Origin of the sequence: Lysinibacillus piscis, assembly GCF_026012395.1 — a bacterium.
Taxonomy (GTDB): Bacteria; Bacillota; Bacilli; order Bacillales_A; family Planococcaceae; genus Lysinibacillus; species Lysinibacillus piscis.
In genome coordinates, this window is record NZ_BRZA01000005.1 from 1 (window position 1) to 20,804 (window position 20,804).

At 38.4% G+C, this 20,804-nt stretch carries 31 protein-coding genes, 1 rRNA gene and 1 pseudogene; 3 read left to right on the forward strand and 30 right to left on the reverse strand.

Annotation, left to right across the window (positions count from 1 at the left end; genetic code table 11):
* Positions 1 to 98: ribosomal RNA gene (locus tag OPF91_RS15545) — 16S ribosomal RNA — on the reverse strand; the annotation flags it as partial.
* Positions 99 to 336: 238 nt separating this feature from the next.
* On the opposite strand from OPF91_RS15545, the gene OPF91_RS15550 reads away from it, so the two are divergent.
* Positions 337 to 993, forward strand: a complete 657-nt coding sequence (locus OPF91_RS15550; protein WP_264989841.1) for a hypothetical protein — start codon at positions 337 to 339, stop codon at positions 991 to 993.
* Between the two features lie 86 nt (positions 994 to 1,079).
* Here OPF91_RS15550 and OPF91_RS15555 read toward each other — a convergent pair whose 3' ends face one another.
* A complete protein-coding gene (locus tag OPF91_RS15555) occupies positions 1,080 to 1,760 on the reverse strand; it encodes a KinB-signaling pathway activation protein (protein ID WP_264989843.1) in 681 nt (226 codons plus the stop codon).
* A gap of 150 nt (positions 1,761 to 1,910) precedes the next feature.
* Between OPF91_RS15555 and gerD the strand changes: the two genes are divergently transcribed.
* Positions 1,911 to 2,498, forward strand: a complete 588-nt coding sequence (gene gerD / locus OPF91_RS15560; RefSeq protein ID WP_264989844.1) for a spore germination lipoprotein GerD — start codon at positions 1,911 to 1,913, stop codon at positions 2,496 to 2,498.
* A gap of 44 nt (positions 2,499 to 2,542) precedes the next feature.
* Here the strand turns inward: gerD and salA are convergent, their stop codons facing one another.
* The 3 genes from salA to OPF91_RS15575 all read right to left on the reverse strand — a co-directional run bounded on the left by salA (position 2,543) and on the right by OPF91_RS15575 (position 5,754).
* Positions 2,543 to 3,589: an iron-sulfur carrier protein/transcriptional regulator SalA gene (gene salA / locus OPF91_RS15565; RefSeq protein WP_264989846.1), complete on the reverse strand. Its 1,047-nt coding sequence runs from the start codon at positions 3,587 to 3,589 to the stop codon at positions 2,543 to 2,545.
* 72 nt (positions 3,590 to 3,661) lie between these two features.
* Positions 3,662 to 4,375, reverse strand: coding sequence for an N-acetylmuramoyl-L-alanine amidase (locus OPF91_RS15570; RefSeq protein WP_264989847.1), 714 nt, complete (start codon positions 4,373 to 4,375; stop codon positions 3,662 to 3,664).
* A 629-nt stretch (positions 4,376 to 5,004) separates the two neighbouring features.
* Entirely contained in the window at positions 5,005 to 5,754 is a 750-nt protein-coding gene (locus tag OPF91_RS15575; RefSeq protein WP_264989849.1) for a class I SAM-dependent methyltransferase, read from the reverse strand.
* A gap of 625 nt (positions 5,755 to 6,379) precedes the next feature.
* Here OPF91_RS15575 and OPF91_RS15580 point away from each other — a divergent pair.
* Entirely contained in the window at positions 6,380 to 6,691 is a 312-nt protein-coding gene (locus OPF91_RS15580; protein WP_264989851.1) for a tyrosine-type recombinase/integrase, read from the forward strand.
* A gap of 140 nt (positions 6,692 to 6,831) precedes the next feature.
* On the opposite strand, the gene rpsI is transcribed toward OPF91_RS15580, so the two are convergent.
* The 25 genes and pseudogenes from rpsI to rplN all read right to left on the reverse strand — a co-directional run bounded on the left by rpsI (position 6,832) and on the right by rplN (position 20,764).
* Positions 6,832 to 7,224, reverse strand: a complete 393-nt coding sequence (gene rpsI, locus OPF91_RS15585) for a 30S ribosomal protein S9 (protein WP_264989852.1) — start codon at positions 7,222 to 7,224, stop codon at positions 6,832 to 6,834.
* Between the two features lie 25 nt (positions 7,225 to 7,249).
* Positions 7,250 to 7,687, reverse strand: coding sequence for a 50S ribosomal protein L13 (gene rplM, locus OPF91_RS15590; RefSeq protein WP_264989854.1), 438 nt, complete (start codon positions 7,685 to 7,687; stop codon positions 7,250 to 7,252).
* 260 nt (positions 7,688 to 7,947) lie between these two features.
* Positions 7,948 to 8,706, reverse strand: coding sequence for a tRNA pseudouridine(38-40) synthase TruA (gene truA / locus OPF91_RS15595; protein ID WP_264989855.1), 759 nt, complete (start codon positions 8,704 to 8,706; stop codon positions 7,948 to 7,950).
* Positions 8,707 to 8,717: 11 nt separating this feature from the next.
* Positions 8,718 to 9,515 carry an energy-coupling factor transporter transmembrane component T family protein gene (locus tag OPF91_RS15600; protein ID WP_264989856.1) on the reverse strand — a complete coding sequence of 266 codons (798 nt, stop codon included), beginning with the start codon at positions 9,513 to 9,515 and terminating at the stop codon, positions 8,718 to 8,720.
* Entirely contained in the window at positions 9,512 to 10,384 is an 873-nt protein-coding gene (locus OPF91_RS15605) for an energy-coupling factor ABC transporter ATP-binding protein (protein WP_264989857.1), read from the reverse strand. Before OPF91_RS15605 ends, OPF91_RS15600 begins: the two co-directional genes overlap by 4 nt.
* Positions 10,360 to 11,205 (reverse strand): energy-coupling factor ABC transporter ATP-binding protein, encoded by an 846-nt coding sequence (locus tag OPF91_RS15610; RefSeq protein ID WP_264989858.1) that lies wholly within the window; start codon positions 11,203 to 11,205, stop codon positions 10,360 to 10,362. Before OPF91_RS15610 ends, OPF91_RS15605 begins: the two co-directional genes overlap by 25 nt.
* A 368-nt stretch (positions 11,206 to 11,573) precedes the next feature.
* Positions 11,574 to 11,954 (reverse strand): 50S ribosomal protein L17, encoded by a 381-nt coding sequence (gene rplQ, locus OPF91_RS15615; protein WP_264989859.1) that lies wholly within the window; start codon positions 11,952 to 11,954, stop codon positions 11,574 to 11,576.
* 42 nt (positions 11,955 to 11,996) lie between these two features.
* Positions 11,997 to 12,941, reverse strand: a complete 945-nt coding sequence (locus OPF91_RS15620; RefSeq protein WP_264989860.1) for a DNA-directed RNA polymerase subunit alpha — start codon at positions 12,939 to 12,941, stop codon at positions 11,997 to 11,999.
* A gap of 140 nt (positions 12,942 to 13,081) precedes the next feature.
* The gene (gene rpsK, locus OPF91_RS15625) at positions 13,082 to 13,471 is read right to left on the reverse strand and encodes a 30S ribosomal protein S11 (protein ID WP_004233731.1); all 390 of its coding nucleotides are present in this window, start codon (positions 13,469 to 13,471) and stop codon (positions 13,082 to 13,084) included.
* 25 nt (positions 13,472 to 13,496) lie between these two features.
* The gene (gene rpsM, locus OPF91_RS15630; protein WP_264989861.1) at positions 13,497 to 13,862 is read right to left on the reverse strand and encodes a 30S ribosomal protein S13; all 366 of its coding nucleotides are present in this window, start codon (positions 13,860 to 13,862) and stop codon (positions 13,497 to 13,499) included.
* A 23-nt stretch (positions 13,863 to 13,885) separates the two neighbouring features.
* Entirely contained in the window at positions 13,886 to 13,999 is a 114-nt protein-coding gene (gene rpmJ / locus OPF91_RS15635) for a 50S ribosomal protein L36 (protein WP_000868344.1), read from the reverse strand.
* A 37-nt stretch (positions 14,000 to 14,036) separates the two neighbouring features.
* The gene (gene infA / locus OPF91_RS15640; RefSeq protein WP_004233690.1) at positions 14,037 to 14,255 is read right to left on the reverse strand and encodes a translation initiation factor IF-1; all 219 of its coding nucleotides are present in this window, start codon (positions 14,253 to 14,255) and stop codon (positions 14,037 to 14,039) included.
* Between the two features lie 88 nt (positions 14,256 to 14,343).
* A pseudogene (locus OPF91_RS15645) lies at positions 14,344 to 14,430 on the reverse strand (type I methionyl aminopeptidase); the annotation flags it as partial.
* Positions 14,431 to 14,672: 242 nt separating this feature from the next.
* A complete protein-coding gene (locus OPF91_RS15650) occupies positions 14,673 to 15,326 on the reverse strand; it encodes an adenylate kinase (RefSeq protein WP_264989864.1) in 654 nt (217 codons plus the stop codon).
* Positions 15,327 to 15,395: 69 nt separating this feature from the next.
* Positions 15,396 to 16,691 carry a preprotein translocase subunit SecY gene (gene secY / locus OPF91_RS15655; protein ID WP_264989866.1) on the reverse strand — a complete coding sequence of 432 codons (1,296 nt, stop codon included), beginning with the start codon at positions 16,689 to 16,691 and terminating at the stop codon, positions 15,396 to 15,398.
* On the reverse strand, positions 16,691 to 17,131 hold the full coding sequence (gene rplO / locus OPF91_RS15660; protein WP_264989868.1) for a 50S ribosomal protein L15: 441 nt from the start codon (positions 17,129 to 17,131) through the stop codon (positions 16,691 to 16,693). Before rplO ends, secY begins: the two co-directional genes overlap by 1 nt.
* A gap of 34 nt (positions 17,132 to 17,165) precedes the next feature.
* Positions 17,166 to 17,348, reverse strand: coding sequence for a 50S ribosomal protein L30 (gene rpmD, locus OPF91_RS15665; protein WP_264989870.1), 183 nt, complete (start codon positions 17,346 to 17,348; stop codon positions 17,166 to 17,168).
* A gap of 13 nt (positions 17,349 to 17,361) precedes the next feature.
* Entirely contained in the window at positions 17,362 to 17,865 is a 504-nt protein-coding gene (gene rpsE / locus OPF91_RS15670) for a 30S ribosomal protein S5 (protein WP_264989872.1), read from the reverse strand.
* Positions 17,866 to 17,886: 21 nt separating this feature from the next.
* Positions 17,887 to 18,246, reverse strand: coding sequence for a 50S ribosomal protein L18 (gene rplR / locus OPF91_RS15675; RefSeq protein ID WP_264989874.1), 360 nt, complete (start codon positions 18,244 to 18,246; stop codon positions 17,887 to 17,889).
* 32 nt (positions 18,247 to 18,278) lie between these two features.
* Positions 18,279 to 18,818, reverse strand: a complete 540-nt coding sequence (rplF, locus tag OPF91_RS15680) for a 50S ribosomal protein L6 (RefSeq protein WP_264989875.1) — start codon at positions 18,816 to 18,818, stop codon at positions 18,279 to 18,281.
* A gap of 30 nt (positions 18,819 to 18,848) precedes the next feature.
* On the reverse strand, positions 18,849 to 19,247 hold the full coding sequence (rpsH, locus tag OPF91_RS15685; RefSeq protein WP_264989877.1) for a 30S ribosomal protein S8: 399 nt from the start codon (positions 19,245 to 19,247) through the stop codon (positions 18,849 to 18,851).
* Between the two features lie 29 nt (positions 19,248 to 19,276).
* The gene (locus OPF91_RS15690; RefSeq protein WP_004233656.1) at positions 19,277 to 19,462 is read right to left on the reverse strand and encodes a type Z 30S ribosomal protein S14; all 186 of its coding nucleotides are present in this window, start codon (positions 19,460 to 19,462) and stop codon (positions 19,277 to 19,279) included.
* 21 nt (positions 19,463 to 19,483) lie between these two features.
* Positions 19,484 to 20,023, reverse strand: coding sequence for a 50S ribosomal protein L5 (gene rplE / locus OPF91_RS15695; RefSeq protein WP_264989880.1), 540 nt, complete (start codon positions 20,021 to 20,023; stop codon positions 19,484 to 19,486).
* Positions 20,024 to 20,051: 28 nt separating this feature from the next.
* Complete coding sequence (rplX, locus tag OPF91_RS15700) at positions 20,052 to 20,360, reverse strand: 50S ribosomal protein L24 (RefSeq protein ID WP_053482809.1); 309 nt, start codon at positions 20,358 to 20,360, stop codon at positions 20,052 to 20,054.
* 35 nt (positions 20,361 to 20,395) lie between these two features.
* Positions 20,396 to 20,764 (reverse strand): 50S ribosomal protein L14, encoded by a 369-nt coding sequence (rplN, locus tag OPF91_RS15705; protein ID WP_004233650.1) that lies wholly within the window; start codon positions 20,762 to 20,764, stop codon positions 20,396 to 20,398.
* Positions 20,765 to 20,804: the final 40 nt, after the last annotated feature.

Here is a 20,804-nt window from a genome sequence, read left to right on the forward strand (position 1 = left end):
AACGTCAAAGGAGCAAGCTCCTTCTTCGTCCGCTCGACTTGCATGTATTAGGCACGCCGCCAGCGTTCGTCCTGAGCCAGGATCAAACTCTCCATAAAAGAGAAATCTGAATAGCTCAAATCTCATTTGCTGGCATCATAATTAATATGATATCCAAAATTGTCTTACTTTATTGATTACGCTTTGTTTGTTCAGTTTTCAAGGTTCATTTTATGCGCCATCTCTTGGCGACTAATACATAATAACATCATTTATTCATGAAAGTCAACACAAAATCATAACTTTTTTTAGAGGTTTATTTTTTAATATAGAAATTAAACAATGGAGGAATGATTGATGAAGCGTAAAACATTGATTTTACTACTTTTCTTTATACCAATACTGGTTTTTAGTAAGCCATTATATTTTACAAGCATCCCTGTATTTAATCTTACCAATAAACCAGCTGTCCTCACAAAAGGACATTACGGACAATCACTTATTATTGAAATTTCTTTTTCTAATGAATGGTTGAAAGATTGGCTACAATCCGTTAAAGAACCGTACCCACTACTTTTATTAGATGCAGATTGGATAGCCCGTTCACCTGAGCACTTAGAAATCATTCGAGAACGTAAACTTCCTGTCGGTTTGCTTGGCCCTCAAGATACTGTGGATGACCCTACAGATTTTAGCATTATCCAAAAAAATATTGATACTTATGTAGAATATATGAAAGAAGCACCTTTATGGTTTGCCACACAAAATCATCACTATTCTCAAGATTTACAAAAAAACTTATTTCAGCAACATATAAATATGCTTGCTCCATCACGTATTTGGCAAGGAAATCACATAACCAAATTGCAACAAGGTGATTTTGTTTTTATTTCATTACATCAAAATAATCAAATGACACCTAAAGCACTTCATACATTTTTACAGGAACATCAATTTATATCTGTGGAAGAAAATATTTTTGGCTATAAAATTCAAACGAAAAAATCGCCTTAAAAATCAATTATATTTTAAAATGATTGTCTATACAGCACAAAACACAACCTTCATTCATAACCTTCGTTAATACTAAAAAGTTGCCATTAATTTTTGGCAACTTTTTTAGTATATCCAGCTTGTTTACGACGCTCTTCTAATTTTCGTCGGTCTTCCTCGGATTTTGAATTATATTTAGGTAATACTAATAATTGATACGCGTTGACAGCGATTAATGGAAATAATAGCAATGCTACATATTCATTAATTTTTTCATCGCGGCCCATTAAAGCAATTGTCCACTCCAACGTAGTAATCACAACCATAAAGAATACAGCCGAAATGAACACATGCTTTTTCCCTGTTAACTTTACTTTTTGGACAGCCGTAGCAATAGCGCTAAATAATAATACAATTAGTAGTCCAGCATAGAATAGCCAACTTTGACCATCTTTTACTCCTGGTACAAATCGGAAGAAAATAATATCAAAAATCGTAATAGCGATTAATAAAAGTTGGACCCAATTCCATAATGTCAGTGTTCTGAAAATATTAACACCTACTTGATGTAGTGTTAAATAAGCAAAAAAGCCTGCTTGTGCAATAACACTCATCGTGAATCCTAAAAATACCATCCATACAAAACCTGCTAAAAACTCCCCCCATTGTCCATTGGTTACATAGGGCTCAAAAAATTCCCATCGAATAAATAAACTACATATACCAGTAACTGCGCCACCCACTAGCAACGCAAAAAAGAAAAACTTGACCCAATTTCGTATCGTCACAACTAAAAATCCTCCAATTTTCAATATCTCTGTACTCATTTTAACAATGACACTTTAAAAAAGCTATTTCTCATCCCAATCAATACATAAAGTCGGTTGAAATGTGAACAATAATTGAAAGAGTCTATTTATAGAAAGGACTGATGATTCATGAGGAAACTAACTGTATTATTTATCCTACTCCTTCTTCTTTCCGCATGTGCTCAAGAAAAAAATTCAACCATGTCATATGATGAAATAAAAAAAATGATGATTGATTCTTTGCAGACTGAGGATGGTAAGAAGGCATTGCGACAATTGCTGGAGGAGCCAAGTTTCCGTGAGCTCTTAATTTTAGAACACGAAGAAGTAAAGAAGGCGACTGAGGAAACTTTGTTATCGAAAGAAGCTGAGGATTTTTGGAAAAAAACGTTTGAAGATCCTAAATTCAAAGAGACTGTCGCTAAAAGTATCCAAAAACAGCAACAGGATATTATGAAAGAGCTGATGAAAGACCCTACTTTCCAAAAAGATTTAGAATCCTTCTTTGGTCAACCTGATATGCAAAAGCAGTTAGAAACGATTTTGAAATCAGCGAACTTACGGAAGCAAATGGAGGAAATCGTCAAAGAGACTATTGAAAGCCCGCTTATGCAAACGAAATGGCAGGAGCTTATTCAAAAAGGTGGAGGTGAAGGGGATAGTTCGAAAAGCGAAGATAAAAAGGATAAAAACAGTGAGCAAAAAAGTTCATCATAAACGAAAATGGATTTCCTCCGATTTGCAGAGGAAATCCATTTTTATTATTTATTCATAATTTTCGTCGCAATATCTAAATAAATTTGGCCAGTCGGATGATTTTCTGCATAAACAGATGGAGCAAAATCAATATCAGACCAATCAGGCTGACCAAGTGGAATTTGACCAAGCAACTCTGCACGTAGCTCCTCAGCTAATTTCTCTCCACCGCCTTGCCCAAATACAAATTCACGTTCCCCCGATTTCGACTCATACCACGCCATGTTTTCAATAACACCTAAAATTTCATGCTCTGTTTGTAATGCCATTGCTCCTGCACGTGCTGCTACAAAGGCTGCTGTTGGGTGTGGTGTTGTGACAACAATTTCTTTAGAAGATGGTAGCATTTGGTGAATATCTAATGCCACATCACCTGTTCCTGGTGGTAAGTCTAATAGTAAGTAATCTAGTTCACCCCACTCTACGTCGCGGAAGAATTGATTTAATACCTTCCCTAACATCGGACCACGCCAGACAATCGGTGCGTTATTCTCCACAAAAAAGCCCATCGAAATCACTTTTACACCAAAGCGTTCTACAGGTATAATGCGATTATCAATTACTTTTGGCATATCAGGTACACCCATCATATCAGGCACACTGAAACCATAAATATCAGCATCAATTAAACCTACTTTTTTACCTAGGCGTGCTAAAGCTACCGCTAAGTTCACAGATACCGTCGATTTCCCTACGCCACCTTTACCAGAAGCGATTGAAATGACTTGCACTGTGCTTAATGGTGATAAAATGTCTTGCGCCTCTGCTTCTGTAGCCGTACCACGGAAGCTTTGTAATTTTTCCGCAGACAATTCCTCAAAGCGAATCCCCACTGTACCTACACCCGCTTCTTTCAGCACTTCCACAATTTTCATTTGTAATTGCAATTGTTCAGGTGTATTCGTTTTGGCAATCGCTACTTTTACACTAACATGATTTTTTTCTTCCTTCATTGCTACATGAATAATGCCATCTGTTTCTGCAAGTGGTTTATGTAAAAACGGATCTTGTAGTTGTCCTAGTATTTCTCTTACTTTTTGTTCAGTAATCACAACAAACACTCCTCTTATTTTCTCTCTATGTTAGTATAGCATAATGCTCTGATGTAAGTGGTAGTTGTTGCTCTACTCCATTTTCGCTAATAAATAGGATTCGATGCCTTCCACAATAGCATCGCCCATTTTTTCTTGGTATTTCTTATCAACTAATAAAGCGCGTTCTTCATCATTACTAATAAATCCTGTTTCCACTAAAGCAGCAGGAACACCTACTTTTTTCAATAAGTAAATTTGCTTAATGGATAATGCTTCACGATCTGTATTTTGCAAATTAGTTCGAATCGTTTGTTGAATACTTTTGGCTAATAATTCCCCATCGGCATGTCCATCTTTATGATAAAACACCTGTGCACCACGCCATTTTGTTTCAGGAATAGCATTCGCATGAATCGTAATAAAAATATCTGGCTGCTCCTTCTCTACGATATCCTTTCTTAAAAAGATATCCTGTTTTTTGCGTTCTCTCATCGTACTATAGCTGTTGGAGGCAGCATGTTCAGCAATTACATCTCCATCTGTTGTACGTGTCATAATAACGGTTGCCCCTTTTCTCTTCAACTGTCTTTCAACATGTTGAGCAATCGCTAATGTAATATCTTTTTCAATCACATTTTCTTTTGAAGCCCCACCGTCCTCGCCGCCATGTCCCGCATCAATGACAATTTTTATGCCACCGAGTGGGTCGGGCAAGAAGAAATTACGATCTGAAGCATTTGTTTCATATGCTACCACTACAACACTCATCAGCATAATAACCCCTAATGCCAACCAACGTTTCATCTATGTCCACCACCCTTTTACATTTAGTGTACGAAGCTTGCCTGTAAACTATGCTAAGGGATGGAAAATTCCTATGTTGACAAATAAAGATTGCAAATTATGTATAATGAAATAAATACGATTTAGCATTTTTACAAAGGAGGAAGCCATGACATCAGAAATACTAAAATTTTATTGTGGAGCAGTATCTTTGTCACATTGCTTTTCGCATTTTTCATATCCTATGAATCCAATCATTGTGGTGCACCATTTCAATGGTTGCGATATATAGGATATGATGCGCTATCCTCCATTTTTTCTTTATTGATGCGACATTGATATACGGTATCTTATTTTTAGGAACTCAAGCTATGACGTTTAAAAAAATATCTTAAAAACAACCATCTGACTTTGCTTCAGATGGCTATTTAGCCTGTCTTCCCTACAGCTTTTTTGTTCCATCGCTCATTATTTCTAATAGTCATAAAAAGTCGTATTGTAGCCATGTTTATATATACTTGCATAAAAAGCTGTATTAAGAATGTGCATACAAAAAGCCAGGGAACATTGGTCTCACAACGTTCATGGCTTTTCAAGTGTCCCAAAACTTTCATTTGGGAACGCTATGAAGAATATTGTAGGCATAAAATTTATTTTAATTGTGCATGAACAACCATTGAAATACTATTTGCATCAAACTTTTCTTTTTTCCATGAGCCATATAAATTAACTAGCTCAAATCCATGTTGTTGTAAAAGACGCTTTAGCTCTAATGGATATGTATATCGCAGTTTAATACTATCTTTATATTCATTATTTGAAGAGATGTATGTAGAAGTGCATTCTAAAATTTGAGTCAGATGATTGTATTTTTCTTTACTAATAACTTTTGTTGTTTCTCCATTCGATTCAATCAATTCTTCAGACATATCAACATTTGAAAGTTCATATAAAATTGGATTTCTTGTATCAAAAATGAATTCTCCTTTTGGGTTTAAATGTCTTTTGACAGAGGTGAATAGAGCATCTTGACTCTCATTTGTTAAAAAATGTTGGAAAGAGTTGCCTGTCATGTAGATAAAGTTCGTTTTAATAGGCAAGTTTAATTGTGTGCAATCTTGGACGCTTAAATGAATGTTAACCCCTTCAGTATCAGCTTTATTTTGTGCATATTTCAACATTCCTGCATCAATATCAACACCGTATACTAAGTGTCCTTGTTTTGCTAAAGGTATTGCTAAACGACCTGTTCCACAAGCCAGTTCAATGATTGAATGAGTCCTTTCAGTTAAATGAGCTTCAATGAATTCTAAATCTGCCGTATAACTTTTATAGGTTTCATCGTATTTCTTAGGATTGGCATATTTAGATAAGTTCTCGGTAAATTCATTATTGGACATAAATAAACTCCTTTTTGACTTTTGTGAATATTCATTATATCACTCTTACAAAAGTTCCTAAAGCTTCGTTTGGTCATATTTCTTAACTTAGCGTTGTAAATCTCCGTAATTTTGAAGGTACTCCTTGTTGCACTAAACTGCTTCGTTTGTTGAATAACAACCATCTTTTCGAAAACAGCTAACCAATAAAAGTAGTCTTTGCGAATACATCACTTTGTTAAATCAATAATTTCTTGGTTGGCTTTTATTAATTTATCCCACTTAGGTAATTGTTTCACTTCCTCGTCAAACTGAAGAAAATTTATTCCAAGTAGAAAATCGTAATTTTTTTACTAAAGAAGAACTGAAATTATTCTTTGAATGCTTAGAGGAAGATGGGGACTTATTAAACCTTTGTTTATTTCGTGTTCTCGCTTTTACAGGTATTCGTAAAGGAGAGGCACTTACCTGACATTGGAATGATATAAATTGGATAAATCGAGAACTATTTATTCAAAAAATGCTTGTACGTATACATTCTAAACATGTACTACATCGTCCAAAAACGAAAGCATCCTACCGTAAAATCAATATTGATACTAGAACACTAGAAATTTTAGAGCAGTGAAAAAATTCACAACAACCATTGTATAAGGAATTAGGCTTTAAAATCGCTACAGATGAATTGCAGCCTATTTTTACCCGTTTCCATCAACAGAATTATGAAATGACATATACGTGTGAATCAGCACCTAATGATAAATTAGCAGCTTTTTATAAACGCCATCCTAATTTACACCGTATAAAAGTACATGATTTCAGACATACACACACTTCATTATTCTTTGAATCAGGAGCGAGTTTAAAAGGTGTACAAGTACGGCTTGGTCATAGTGATATTAAAACGACCATGGATATTTACACACATTTACACACATGTTACACAAACAGCACGTGAAAAACTAGCGGATCAGTTCCAAAATTACATTGATTTTTAGTCGAAGGGGATTAACGGGGGATTATTTTTATTTTCAATGTAAAAAAGCTCCTCTCAGGAAAACCTGAGAAGAGCTTGGAAACGTTGATATAAAAGCGATATCAGCGTTTTGAGAACTGAGGTGCACGACGAGCGCCGCGTAGACCTGGTTTTTTACGTTCTTTCATGCGTGAATCACGAGTAAGTAATCCAGCAGATTTTAATGCAGGACGGAAATCTGGGTCTACTTGAAGTAGAGCACGTGCGATACCGTGACGTACTGCACCAGCTTGACCAGTGTAGCCACCGCCGTTTACGTTTACATGTACATCGTAGCTTCCAGTTGTTTCAGTAGCTACTAATGGTTGTTTGATAACTTCGCGTAATGCAGCGAACGGTACGTATTCTTCGATTTCACGTTTGTTGATAACAATTTTACCTGTGCCTGGTACTAAACGTACGCGAGCTACAGAGCTTTTACGGCGACCAGTGCCGATGTATTGAACTTGTGCCAAAGTAATATCCTCCTCTTATTTTATATTATCCACGAAGCTCGTATGCTTCTGGTTTTTGTGCAGCATGTGGATGTTCTGTGCCAGTATAAACGTTCAATTTAGTGAACATTTTACGTCCTAAAGAGTTTTTAGGAAGCATCCCTTTAATTGCTAATTCAAGCATTCTTGTTGGGTACTTATCTAACATTTCACCAGCAGTACGAGTTTTTAAACCACCCGCAAATTGAGTATGGTGACGGTAAAGTTTACCCTCTAATTTGTTACCAGTTAAATGGATTTTGTCAGCGTTGATGATGATTACGTGATCACCTGTATCAACGTTTGGTGTGAATGTTGGTTTATGTTTACCACGTAAGATTGCAGCTACTTCAGAAGCTAAACGTCCAAGAGTTTGGCCTTCTGCATCAACTACTAACCATTTACGGTCTACTTCGTGACCTTTAGCCATGAATGTTGTACGCATGTATATATCCTCCTAATCGATTCGATTACCGTTATTTTTCATTAAACTACACTATAAGTTTTCGGGGCTTATTTGTGGTGGTAATGAAAATACCATCTGTTATCATATAATGAATGCTACTTAAAGTCAAGCAATTTTATTAAACACCTGGTAAAGTTGTTAAAGCCTTATCCCCTATTACACAGAGGTGCAATTGTGCTCAAATTTCTCTCAATCTGCAAAAAAATTTTTGGCTATCTATCCATCGACTCAGTATGTGGTTAAACGTCTGCCACTTCGGGATAAAAAACCTTTTCCAAATATAACCCTTGTGGTGGTGCTGTTTTCCCTGCTTGTCCTCGATCCATTGTGGCGATGACATGAGCCACATTCGTAATGTCTCGTCGTCCTATCCCAACTTCCCAAAGTGTCCCTGCAATAATACGCACCATATTATACAAAAAGCCATTCCCTTCAATAATCATGTGTAACTCTTGTCCATGCCATTCAAATTTTAACGAAGCTACTGTACGCACTTTATCCTTTACACTCGTATTAGCCGCACAAAAACAGGAAAAATCATGTGTACCAATAATGGCTTGTGCGGCCTCCTGCATGGCGTTTACATTCGGTACAATTCCATTTGTCTCTACTGTATAATATCTGCGAAATGGGCTTTGTACAGGCTCACAGCACCATATATACCGATAACGCTTACCACTCACACTATAACGTGCATGAAAATCAGTGGATACTTCCTCTACTGTTAGCACACGAATATCCTTCGGTAGCTGTACATTGAAGGCTTTCATATACTTTTCGGGTGGAATCGTTAAGGGTGTATCAAAATGCACTGTTTGTCCTGTCGCATGTACTTTTGCATCTGTACGACCACTGGCTGTTACTTTTATGTTTTCTCCTTTGTGCATCACCGCTAGTACACGTTCAAGCTCTGCCTGTATTGTACGCTCTCCTGGCTGTACTTGAAAGCCTGAAAATTGTGTACCATCATAGCTAATGACTGCTTTTAATCGTCGCATCATGCTTACTCCTATCCTCTATAATAGAACAGTATAATGGCCATTACAGCTAGTAATACAAGTGCAAATGTGTCACTCATATCCCATTTTAGCTGACGATAACGTGTGCGACCTTCGCCACCACGATAGCCTCTTACCTCCATAGCTGTTGCCAAATCCTCTGCACGTTTAAATGCACTAACAAAGAGTGGCACTAATAAGGGAACTACAGCCTTGATTCGTTCACCAATTGGCCCTGAGGATAAATCTGAGCCACGAGCCATTTGTGCTTTCATAATTTTATCCGTTTCATCCATTAACGTTGGGATAAAGCGCAATGAAATGGACATCATTAATGCTAATTCATGCACAGGTACTTTGATTTTTTTGAGCGGATTTAACAACACCTCAATCCCATCTGTAATCGAAATAGGCGATGTCGTTAATGTTAAAATAGATGTCATAAAGACAAGCACAAGGAAGCGAGTTGAAATGAAAATTCCTTGTCGAATTCCGTCCTCATAAATGGTAATACTCTTCCAATGAAATACCTCTGCACCACCCTTTGTCATAAAAATATGAATGAGGAATGTGAATACCATTAAAAAGAGCACAGGCTTTAAGCCATTAATTAAAAAATAAAGTCGAATGCGTGATACTAAAACAATGAGCAATGTAAAGGTTAATAGCATGGCATATGTCACAACATTATTTGCTAAAAAGACAATAACGATAAACGCAAACACGAAAATGAGTTTTGAGCGTGGGTCTAGCTTATGGATGGGCGAATCCCCTGGTAGGAAACGGCCAAATATCATTTTTTCCATCATTGTTCCGCACGCTCCTCTCTTAGCTCTCGTGCAATTTCAGCAGCAAGCTCTTCCTCTGTCAAACACACTTTACTAAGAGGCTTGTTCATTAATTGTTCTACTTTTTGCTGGAATCGAACAATACGTGGTGGCTCTAAGCGAAAGCTGTTTAATGTCTCTGTATCTCTAAAAATTTCATGTGGTGCACCACTTAAGACATTTTTCCCCTCATGCATAATGATAATATTATCCGCATAACGAGCTGCATCTTCCATACTATGTGTCACTAAAATTGTTGTTAAACCACGTTTTTTGTGCAATTCATAAAACATATCCATAATTTCTTTTTGTCCACGTGGGTCTAATCCTGCTGTCGGCTCGTCCAATACAATGACTTCTGGCTCCATTGCGAGTACACCTGCAATAGCTACTCGTCGCATTTGTCCACCTGATAAATCAAATGGTGATTTTTCCAGCACCTCAGCAGGCAATCCGACTAAATTGACAAGTTTTCTTGCTCGTAACTCAGCTTCTTGCACAGCCACACCAAAATTTAGAGGCCCAAACATAATATCTTTTAATACGGTTTCTTCAAATAATTGATGCTCTGGAAACTGAAAAACAATTCCTACTTTTTGTCGTACAGCTTTTAAATCTCTTGCCTTCTTGCCAGCAGCAACAATACGATTGCCAATATGCACTTCACCAGTAGTAGGCTTTAATAAGGCATTAAAATGCTGAAGAATTGTTGATTTCCCAGAACCTGTATGCCCAATAATGGCTTGATATGTACCTGAGGGAATCGTAAAATCCACATCAAATAATGCACGTTTTTCAAAAGGTGTCCCTTGTGCATAAGCATAGCTTACTTGTTGAAGTTTGATGTCCATAAGTCATTCACCAGCTCTTCTTCTGTGATATGTTGTCCCAGCAATGGAACCCCTTCCTGTTGCAATAACTTCGATAGCTTCCATGCAAATGGTAAGTCTAATCCGAGCTCCACTAATTTATCTCCTAATGAGAAAATTTCACTCGGTAATCCTTCAGCAAATTTTTTGCCATCGTTCATAAAAAGCACACGGTTTGCTAGCATGGCTTCCTCTAAATCATGGGTAATGGATATAACCGTTAGCCCTATTTCCGCACGTAAGGCTTGAACGGTTTGTAGCACTTCCATGCGCCCCTGTGGATCTAACATGGATGTGGCTTCATCTAAAATAAGCAACTTAGGCTTTAAGGCAAGTGCACCAGCAATCGCCACACGTTGTTTTTGTCCACCAGACAGATGATGTGGTTCATGGTTCATAAAATCACTCATATTGACTTGTGCCAATGCCTGATGCACACGTGTAACCATTTCCTCAAAGGGAATTCCGTTATTTTCAAGTGCAAAGGCGACATCGTCCTGTACAGTAGCACCTACAAATTGATTGTCTGGATTTTGAAAAACCATGCCCATCTGTGAACGACTTTGCCAAAGGTTATCTTCATTTAGTGGTTTCCCTAAAATACGTACTTCTCCTTGCTGGGGGAATAATAAACCATTCATTAACTTAGCAATGGTCGATTTACCAGAACCATTATGACCCACAATGGCAATCCATTCGCCTTCTTGTATCGCAAAGTTAACATCGTCCACAGCGTTTCGACTTTCAGCTACTTCTGGTGTATATGAAAAAGTGACTTGATGTAATGATAATATTTCAGACATGGCTAAAGCTCCTCTCAACAGTCTCGACTCTACTACCTAACTTACACTGTTTTATGTATGAATTCTACTACAAGCTATACCTAGGTATAAAAAAAGCACCATCCAATTGGCGCTATCGTATGTTTACATATTCAATAATAAAAAAGCGCGCACCTCATTCAATAGAAATGCGCTAGTCGTTCCATTTATAAGAAACATGGGTGCTCAAGCCCATGTCCCTTCAGAATGAGGTGCGGAGAGCTAAACGAGACGCCACATCGAAATGCCCGCTCATCATAACGCTCAGCTTAATTATTTGTCGTATAAATCTTTTATAAAGAAAGAGGGTGGTGATTCCCACCCTCTTTCACACTTGTTTTCTACTATGATTAAACTAATTCAATCACAACAACAGGTGCACCGTCACCACGACGAGGACCTACTTTAAGAATACGAGTGTAACCACCTTGACGCTCTGTATAACGTGGTGCTACATCATCAAATAACTTTTGAAGTGCAAATGATGTAGATTCGTTACCTTCCGCATCAGTCGTTGTTACTAGCTCACGACGGATGAATGCAGCAGCTTGACGGCGTGCATGTAAATCTCCGCGTTTACCTAAAGTAATCATTTTTTCAACAGCTTTGCGTACTTCTTTAGCGCGAGCCTCAGTAGTTTCAATGCGCTCGTTGATGATTAAATCAGTAGCTAAGTCACGTAACATCGCTTTACGTTGAGAACTTGTACGACCAAGTTTTCTGTAACCCATGGATGTTTCCCTCCTTTTAACAAAAATATCTGTTTAAATCGCTTAGTCTTCTTTGCGTAATCCTAAACCAAGCTCTTCTAACTTCGCTTTTACTTCTTCTAGTGACTTACGTCCAAGGTTACGAACTTTCATCATATCGTCTTCTGACTTGTTTGCAAGCTCTAGTACTGTATTAATACCAGCACGCTTCAAGCAGTTGTAAGAGCGAACAGAAAGATCAAGTTCTTCGATAGTCATCTCTAAAACTTTTTCTTTTTGGTCTTCTTCTTTCTCGACCATGATTTCAGCAGTTTGTGCCTCGTCTGTCATGCCAACGAAGATGTTTAGATGCTCGGTTAAAATTTTCGCTCCGAGCGAAATCGCCTCTTTCGGACCAATGCTACCATCTGTCCACACATCAAGCGAAAGTTTATCGTAGTCAGAAGACTGACCTACACGAGTATTTTCCACTTGGAAATTAACACGTGCTACTGGAGTGTAAATAGAGTCGATCGGGATCACGCCGATAGGAAGATCCTCACGTTTGTTTTGATCAGCAGGAGTGTAACCACGACCACGTTGAGCATACATACGCATACGCAAATGACCGTTTTTAGCGATTGTTGCAATATATAGATCTGGATTTAAAATTTCTACGTCACTGTCATGTGTAATGTCAGCAGCCGTAACTGTACCATCGCCTTTTACATCAATCTCAATAACTTTTTCTTCGTCAGAGTAGATTTTAAGAGCTAGTTTTTTCACATTCAAAATAATTGAAGCTACATCTTCTACAACGCCTTCTACAGTTGAGAATTCGTGAAGAACACCATCAATTTGAATAGAAGTAACAGCAGCCCCAGGTAATGAAGACAGAAGGATACGACGTAAAGAATTACCCAAAGTGTTTCCATATCCGCGTTCAAGCGGTTCTACAACAAACTTTCCATATTTGGAATCTTCGCTGATCTCCACTGTTTCAATCTTTGGTTTTTCAATTTCGATCATTTCATTTACCCTCCCTCAAAACATCAAATGTATAGGTTCTTACCATCATAGATTCGATCGTCAATGACGTATCGTTTATTATCTGCACAAGACAGTTTGTACAAAAAATGATGTTCTCATACAATTATGAGACGCACCCATTACACGCGACGACGTTTTGGTGGGCGGCAACCATTGTGAGGAACTGGCGTAACATCTTTAATAGCAGTTACTTCTAAACCAGCAGCTTGAAGTGCACGGATTGCAGCTTCACGACCTGCACCAGGACCTTTAACAGTTACTTCCAACGTTTTCAGACCATGTTCAAGGGATGTTTTAGCAGCAGTTTCTGCAGCCATTTGAGCAGCAAATGGTGTAGATTTACGTGAACCACGGAAACCAAGAGCACCAGCGCTTGACCAAGATACAGCATTACCTTGCATATCTGTAATCGTTACGATTGTATTGTTAAATGTAGAACGGATGTGTGCAATACCAGATTCGATATTCTTTTTCACACGACGTTTACGAGTTTGTTGTTTACGAGCCATGTTAAGAAGGAACCTCCTTTACTTATTATTTTTTCTTGTTCGCTACAGTTTTACGAGGACCTTTACGAGTACGTGCGTTGTTCTTTGTATTTTGACCACGAACAGGTAAGCCACGACGGTGACGGATACCACGGAATGAAGCAATTTCCATTAAACGTTTGATATTTAAAGAAACTTCACGACGTAAATCACCTTCAAGTTTGTATGAATCTAATTGTTCACGGATTTTGTTTAACTCATCTTCAGTTAAGTCGCGTACGCGTGTATCTTCAGAAACACCTGCGCCTGCTAATACTTTCTGAGCTGTAGTTTTACCAATACCGTAAATGTAAGTTAATGAAATTACCACGCGTTTATCGCGAGGAATATCAACACCAGCAATACGTGCCATTCGCTAAAGCACCTCCTTTAAAATTATCCTTGTTTTTGTTTGTGTTTAGGATTTTCACAGATTACCATTACTTTACCGCGTCGGCGAATTACTTTACATTTTTCGCAGATCGGTTTCACAGATGGTCTCACTTTCATCTAACCTAACCTCCTTAATAGTCCGGAGCGCAAAAGATTATTTAAAACGGTATGTGATACGACCGCGAGTTAAATCATAAGGAGATAACTCGATAGTAACCTTATCTCCAGGTAGAATACGGATAAAGTGCATACGAATCTTACCAGATACGTGTGCTAAAATCACATGTCCGTTTTCTAATTCTACCTTAAACATCGCGTTTGGCAAAGTCTCAACAACTGTTCCTTCGACTTCAATTACATCATCTTTCGCCATCTACTCTGTCTCTCCTCTCTATATGCAAATTCAAGTTCTCATCGTTACATCAAACGGATATCTGCTGCAACTTTAGAAGCAACCTCGTTTCAACATATGTTTGGATTGTATGAGAGATGTTTGAAAGACGCTCGTCTGGTTTCGTTTCACACAATCCACGGAATAAACAGGACTCACAGAAGAGTACCGAATTTCACATGTTTACACGAATACCGGAATGTCTTGGATGAGATATTCATACCCGTTACACAGATGCTTCCACGAAAACCATTATACTCTTTTAATAGTCATCTTGCACTTTTTAAAAGAAATATATACCGGGCACAATATGCTTTTGCAACTCTCAAAAAAATTATGTTTCGTTGTTGCTTCCGCATGCCTCCCGCGGAAGCAGTATTCTGCGCCCGGAGCCGGGTATCAGCTGCGGCTGCCCTGTAATAGAGCATCAAGGTCAGCAAAAACTTTATCAATATCTTGCTGTCCGTCAATATTTGTTAGCACACCTTTAGCTTCGTAGAAATCAAGTAATGGTTGTGCTTGATTCATATTTACTTCCAGACGATTTGCAACCGTTTCAGGATTGTCATCGGCACGTGTATAAAGCTCGCCACCATCTTTATCACATTTTCCTTCCTCAGTTGGAGGATTGAAAATTAAATGATATGATGTACCACAAGTTTTACAAATACGACGACCTGACAAACGAGCAATAAGTTCTTCTTTTTCTACTTGAATGTTCAATGTATGCTCAATAGCTTTACCTAAGTCAGTAAGAATACTATCTAAAGCTTCAGCTTGAGGAACAGTACGTGGGAACCCATCTAGTAAAAAGCCTGTATTACAATCAGGTTTTGCAAGTCGCTCACGCACAATACCAATCGTTACTTCATCTGGTACTAATGCACCTTGATCCATAAATGATTTTGCTTGTAAGCCTAACTCTGTACCATCTTTAATAGCAGCGCGGAACATATCACCTGTAGAAATATGAGGAATCGCGTACTTCTCAACAATTTTATCTGCCTGTGTACCTTTACCAGCACCTGGAAGACCCATTAAAACGATATTCATAAGGAATATTCCTCCCACAAAAGGTTTGCTGATTTTAGGAAACGATAAAACGTTCCCCAAAAACCAACATTATTTCATAAAGCCTTTGTAGTGACGTTTAACAAGTTGAGATTCTAGCTGTTTCATCGTTTCCAGCGCTACGCCGACTACGATAATAATACTAGTACCACCGATCTGCACTGCAGCAGGCAATTTCATCATGTTAATGAATAAAATTGGCATAACAGCAATAACAGTCAAGAAAATCGCCCCAACGAATGTCAGACGATATAACACGCTTGTTAAATACGTTTGAGTGTTTTCACCAGGACGAATGCCTGGAATATATGCACCCTGTTTTTTCAAGTTATCTGCCACATTTTCAGGATTCACTTGTACGAATGCGTAGAAATATGTGAACGCTATGATCAAGGCAACGTAAATAATCATTCCAGCAGGTTTTGTATAATCAAACGTGTTTTGAATGAATGTTGTTACACTGTTTTGATCGAAAAACGCGACTAACATACGTGGTGTAGTAAGAAACGCTACTGCGAAGATTACTGGAATAACCCCTGCAGCATTTACTTTTAACGGTAAATGAGTTTGTTGTCCACCTGTTTGTTGATTGCGTCCAGTAACTCGTTTTGCATATTGAATTGGAATTTTACGCAACGCTTGTTGTACATAAATTACTCCAACTACAACAGCAAGTAAAATCAATACAAGTAAAGCAAGGATAATGATGTTGATAAATAATTTATCGCCAGCACCCTCGATTTGCTGTGCATAGATTTGGTTTACTCCTGTAGGTAATGCTGCAACGATACCTGCGAAGATAATCACAGAAATACCATTTCCAACACCGTGAGCAGTAATTTGCTCAGCTAACCATACAAGGAATGCTGTTCCCGCTGTCAATACAATAGAAATTGTAACATATGTTAAAATTCCCTCTTCTTTAATCAATGAGCCACCGTACATTTTGTTAAAACCAAATGACATTGCGAATGATTGAATAAAGGCAAGAATAATTGTAAAGTAACGAGTGAATTGTGCAAGTTTACGTCTTCCAACTTCACCTTGCTTCGCCCACTCTGCAAATTTCGGTACAACGTCCATTTGCAATAATTGGACAATGATTGAGGCCGTGATGTAAGGCATAATTCCCATCGCAAAGATAGAGAAGTTTGCGAGTGCACCACCGCCAAAAGTATTGAGGAAACCAACGAGGTTGAACTCATCAGTTGCCTTTAATACATTTGCGTCAACATTTGGTACAGGAACAAACGTACCAATACGGAACACAATTAACATCAATAATGTAAAGATGATTTTATTTCTTATATCTCGAACACGCATAAAGTTAGAGATTGTTTGAAACATTAAATCACCTCAGTAGTTCCGCCGGCATTCTCAATTGCTTCTTTTGCTGAAGCAGAGAATTTATGAGCTTTTACTGTAAGCTTTTTAGTAAGAGTTCCGTTTCCAAGAACTTTAATTCCAGCTTTTTCATTGCTCACTAGACCAGTTTCAAGTAATAATGCAGCTGTTACTTCTGCACCATCTTCGAAACGATTTAGTACGTCAAGGTTAACGATAGCGTATTCTTTACGGTTAATGTTCGTAAAGCCACGTTTTGGTAAACGACGGAATAATGGGTTTTGACCGCCCTCAAAGCCTGGGCGTACTCCGCCACCAGAACGAGCGTTTTGACCTTTATGACCTTTACCTGCTGTTTTACCGTTACCAGAACCGATACCACGACCAACGCGATTACGTTGTTTACGAGAACCTTCTGCTGGTTTTAACTCATGCAGTTTCATAGTGGGTGGCACCTCCTTGTTCAATAATTGAAAATTAATTTTCTTTTACAGTAACTAAGTGAGCTACTTTATTAAGCATACCGCGAATAGCTGCGTTATCAGCTTGTTCAACAGTTTGGTGTAATTTGCGTAAACCTAATGCTTCGACAGTTTTGCGTTGTCCTGGTTTTGCACCAATCACAGATTTAGTAAGGGTGATTTCTAATTTGTTTGCCATTATCTTTCCCCCCTTATCCTAATAATTCTTCCACTGATTTACCACGTAATTTAGCTACGTCCTCTACGCGTTTTAATTCAGTTAAACCTTGAATAGTTGCACGCACCATGTTAATTGGTGTGTTAGACCCAAGAGATTTTGAAAGAATATCAGTAATACCAGCAAGTTCTAGTACTGCACGTACTGGACCACCAGCGATAACTCCTGTACCAGGAGCAGCAGGTTTAATTAAGATTGAACCTGCACCGAAGCGACCTTGCACTAAGTGTGGAGTTGTTCCACCTACGCGTGGCACTTCGATTAAGTTTTTCTTCGCATCTTCAACAGCTTTGCGGATAGCATCTGGCACCTCTTGAGCTTTACCAGTACCAAAACCTACATGTCCGTTTTTATCGCCTACTACAACTAATGCTGTGAAGCGGAAGCGACGTCCACCTTTAACAACTTTAGCAACACGGTTAATAGTAACTACGCGTTCTTCAAGTTCTCCAAGTTTGTTTGCGTCAATTCGACTCATGAAATGTGTCCCTCCTTCTTATTAGAATACTAAACCGTTCTCACGTGCAGCTTCAGCTAAAGCTTTCACACGTCCATGATATAAGTAACCACCACGGTCAAATACTACAGCAGTAATATTTTTTTCCGCAGCGCGTTTTGCGATTGCTTCACCGATTTTAGCTGCCGCCTCAACATTGCTACCAGCACCTTCAAAACCTTTTTCTTGAGAAGATGCGCTCACAAGTGTTACGCCTGCTACGTCATCGATTAATTGCGCGTAAATGTTCTTGTTTGAACGGAATACGTTTAAGCGTGGACGCTCAGCAGTACCCGAAATTTTAGAACGTACACGTGCATGACGTTTTTTACGAACTTGATTTTTATCTTGTTTCGTAATCACAAGGGTCACTCCTTTCTAATGCTTAAGCCGCATTATTTACCTGTTTTACCTTCTTTACGACGTACATGTTCGCCTTCATAACGAATACCTTTACCTTTGTAAGGCTCTGGTGGACGAACGTCACGGATGTTAGATGCAAGAGCACCAACGCGTTCTTTATTAATACCTTTAATAATGATCTTAGTGTTAGAAGGAACTTCAATTTCTAAGCCATCTTCAGGTGTGAATTCAACTGGATGTGAATAACCAACGTTTAATACAAGCTTTTTACCTTGTAATTGCGCACGGTAACCGACACCAATTAGTTCTAATGCTTTTTCAAAACCTGCAGAAACACCAGTAACCATGTTTGCTAGAAGCGCACGAGTTGTACCATGGTTTGTACGATGTTCTTTTGATTCAGAAGGACGAGATACTGTGATGATGTTGCCTTCTTGCTCAATTTTCATATCTTGGTGGAAAGAACGAGCAAGTTCACCTTTAGGACCTTTAACAGTAACTGCATTGCCTTCAGCAACAGTTACAGTTACGCCAGCTGGTACCTCGATAATTTTTTTACCTACACGAGACATTTAGTTGCACCTCCATTCATTAATTGCTAATTACCAAATGTATGCTAGAATTTCGCCGCCAACTTGTTTAGCACGAGCTTCTTTATCTGTTAATAAACCTTGTGAAGTTGATACTAAAGCGATACCAAGACCGTTTAATACTTTAGGTACTTCATTTGTTTTAGCGTATACACGCAGACCAGGCTTAGAAATACGTTTTAAACCAGTAATAACACGCTCATTGTCTTTTCCATATTTTAAGAAAATACGAAGAACGCCTTGTTTATCGTCTTCCTTGTATTCTACATCACGAATGAAACCTTCACGCTTTAAAATTTCAGCGATTTCTCTTTTTAAATTAGAAGCTGGTACTTCTAATTTCTCGTGACGAACCATGTTCGCATTACGAATACGAGTAAGCATATCTGCAATCGGATCAGTCATTGTCATTACATTTACCTCCTTCCCAAATTAGGGGATTACCAGCTGGCTTTTTTCACGCCAGGAATTTGTCCCTTATATGCAAGTTCACGGAAACAAATACGGCAAAGTTTAAATTTACGATATACTGAATGTGGACGGCCACAGCGTTCACAACGTGTATATTCTTGTACTTTAAACTTTTGCTTACGTTGTTGTTTAACGATCATAGATTTTTTAGCCACGTTTTCGCCCTCCTTATTTAATTACTTCTGGAACGGCATACCGAATTGTGTCAATAACTCGCGAGCTTCTTCGTCAGAGTTCGCTGTCGTTACGATCACGATGTCCATACCGCGTACTTTCGAAACTTTATCGTAATCGATTTCTGGGAAAATTAATTGCTCTTTTACACCTAATGTGTAGTTACCGCGACCGTCAAATGCTTTTTTAGAAACACCACGGAAGTCACGTACACGTGGAAGTGCGATTGCGATTAATTTATCCAAGAATTCATACATACGCTCACCGCGTAATGTAACTTTAGCACCGATAGGCATACCTTCACGTAGACGGAAACCTGCAATCGATTTTTTTGCTTTTGTTACAACTGGTTTTTGACCAGTAATAATTGATAATTCTTCAACAGCTGCATCTAGCGCTTTTGAGTTTTGAACTGCGTCACCAACACCCATGTTGATTACGATTTTCTCAACTTTTGGTAGTTGCATAACTGATTTATAACCAAACTTGCTCATAAGAGCAGGTGAAATTTCATTTGAGTATTTTTCTTTTAGGCGGCTCATTTGTGTACCTCCCTTCTTTATTTACTAATTAGTCGATTACTGCACCTGATTTTTTTGCAACACGAACTTTTTTACCGTTTTCGATTTTATAACCTACACGAGTCGGCTCGCCAGATTTAGGATCGATTAGCATTACGTTCGAAACGTGAATTGCAGCTTCTTGGCTTACAATTCCACCTTGTGGATTCAATTGGTTAGGTTTAACGTGTTTTTTCACGATATTCACACCTTCAACAAGAACGCGATCTTGCTTAGGGTAAGCAGCAAGGATTACGCCTTCTTTGCCTTTATCCTTACCAGTGATTACCTTAACCTTGTCACCTTTTTTTACATGCATGCTGTCGCACCTCCTTGATTGGCACTATCATGAAATTAAAGAACTTCTGGAGCTAGAGAAACGATTTTCATGAAGTTGCTGTCACGTAATTCACGTGCAACAGGTCCGAAAATACGAGTTCCGCGTGGTGATTTATCATCACGAATGATTACACAAGCATTTTCATCAAATTTGATGTACGTGCCATCTTTACGACGAACGCCTGATTTAGTACGAACGATAACAGCTTTAACAACGTCACCCTTCTTGACAACGCCACCTGGTGTTGCTTTCTTAACTGTACAAACAACGATATCACCGATGTTAGCAGTTTTACGGCCAGAGCCACCAAGCACTTTAATTGTAAGAACTTCACGTGCACCTGAGTTGTCAGCAACTTTCATACGACTTTCTTGTTGGATCACTTAGGTTACCTCCCTTCGGAAATTGGTTGTTCCGAAATAG

What these genes read in the sequence shown, in the direction of transcription:
- OPF91_RS15550 (WP_264989841.1), top strand. Translation starts at nt 337, where the DNA reads ATGAAGCGTAAAACATTGATTTTACTACTTTTCTTTATACCAATACTG.
- gerD (WP_264989844.1), top strand. Translation starts at nt 1,911, where the DNA reads ATGAGGAAACTAACTGTATTATTTATCCTACTCCTTCTTCTTTCCGCA.
- OPF91_RS15570 (WP_264989847.1), bottom strand. Translation starts at nt 4,375, where the DNA reads ATGAAACGTTGGTTGGCATTAGGGGTTATTATGCTGATGAGTGTTGTA.
- OPF91_RS15575 (WP_264989849.1), bottom strand. Translation starts at nt 5,754, where the DNA reads ATGTCCAATAATGAATTTACCGAGAACTTATCTAAATATGCCAATCCT.
- rplM (WP_264989854.1), bottom strand. Translation starts at nt 7,687, where the DNA reads ATGCGTACAACATTCATGGCTAAAGGTCACGAAGTAGACCGTAAATGG.
- truA (WP_264989855.1), bottom strand. Translation starts at nt 8,706, where the DNA reads ATGCGACGATTAAAAGCAGTCATTAGCTATGATGGTACACAATTTTCA.
- OPF91_RS15600 (WP_264989856.1), bottom strand. Translation starts at nt 9,515, where the DNA reads ATGATGGAAAAAATGATATTTGGCCGTTTCCTACCAGGGGATTCGCCC.
- OPF91_RS15605 (WP_264989857.1), bottom strand. Translation starts at nt 10,384, where the DNA reads ATGGACATCAAACTTCAACAAGTAAGCTATGCTTATGCACAAGGGACA.
- OPF91_RS15610 (WP_264989858.1), bottom strand. Translation starts at nt 11,205, where the DNA reads ATGTCTGAAATATTATCATTACATCAAGTCACTTTTTCATATACACCA.
- rplQ (WP_264989859.1), bottom strand. Translation starts at nt 11,954, where the DNA reads ATGGGTTACAGAAAACTTGGTCGTACAAGTTCTCAACGTAAAGCGATG.
- OPF91_RS15620 (WP_264989860.1), bottom strand. Translation starts at nt 12,941, where the DNA reads ATGATCGAAATTGAAAAACCAAAGATTGAAACAGTGGAGATCAGCGAA.
- rpsK (WP_004233731.1), bottom strand. Translation starts at nt 13,471, where the DNA reads ATGGCTCGTAAACAACAAACTCGTAAACGTCGTGTGAAAAAGAATATC.
- rpsM (WP_264989861.1), bottom strand. Translation starts at nt 13,862, where the DNA reads ATGGCACGTATTGCTGGTGTTGATATTCCTCGCGATAAACGCGTGGTA.
- rpmJ (WP_000868344.1), bottom strand. Translation starts at nt 13,999, where the DNA reads ATGAAAGTGAGACCATCTGTGAAACCGATCTGCGAAAAATGTAAAGTA.
- infA (WP_004233690.1), bottom strand. Translation starts at nt 14,255, where the DNA reads ATGGCGAAAGATGATGTAATTGAAGTCGAAGGAACAGTTGTTGAGACT.
- OPF91_RS15650 (WP_264989864.1), bottom strand. Translation starts at nt 15,326, where the DNA reads ATGAATATCGTTTTAATGGGTCTTCCAGGTGCTGGTAAAGGTACACAG.
- secY (WP_264989866.1), bottom strand. Translation starts at nt 16,691, where the DNA reads ATGTTTCAAACAATCTCTAACTTTATGCGTGTTCGAGATATAAGAAAT.
- rplO (WP_264989868.1), bottom strand. Translation starts at nt 17,131, where the DNA reads ATGAAACTGCATGAGTTAAAACCAGCAGAAGGTTCTCGTAAACAACGT.
- rpmD (WP_264989870.1), bottom strand. Translation starts at nt 17,348, where the DNA reads ATGGCAAACAAATTAGAAATCACCCTTACTAAATCTGTGATTGGTGCA.
- rpsE (WP_264989872.1), bottom strand. Translation starts at nt 17,865, where the DNA reads ATGAGTCGAATTGACGCAAACAAACTTGGAGAACTTGAAGAACGCGTA.
- rplF (WP_264989875.1), bottom strand. Translation starts at nt 18,818, where the DNA reads ATGTCTCGTGTAGGTAAAAAAATTATCGAGGTACCAGCTGGCGTAACT.
- rpsH (WP_264989877.1), bottom strand. Translation starts at nt 19,247, where the DNA reads ATGACAATGACTGATCCGATTGCAGATATGCTTACTCGTATTCGTAAT.
- rplE (WP_264989880.1), bottom strand. Translation starts at nt 20,023, where the DNA reads ATGAGCCGCCTAAAAGAAAAATACTCAAATGAAATTTCACCTGCTCTT.
- rplX (WP_053482809.1), bottom strand. Translation starts at nt 20,360, where the DNA reads ATGCATGTAAAAAAAGGTGACAAGGTTAAGGTAATCACTGGTAAGGAT.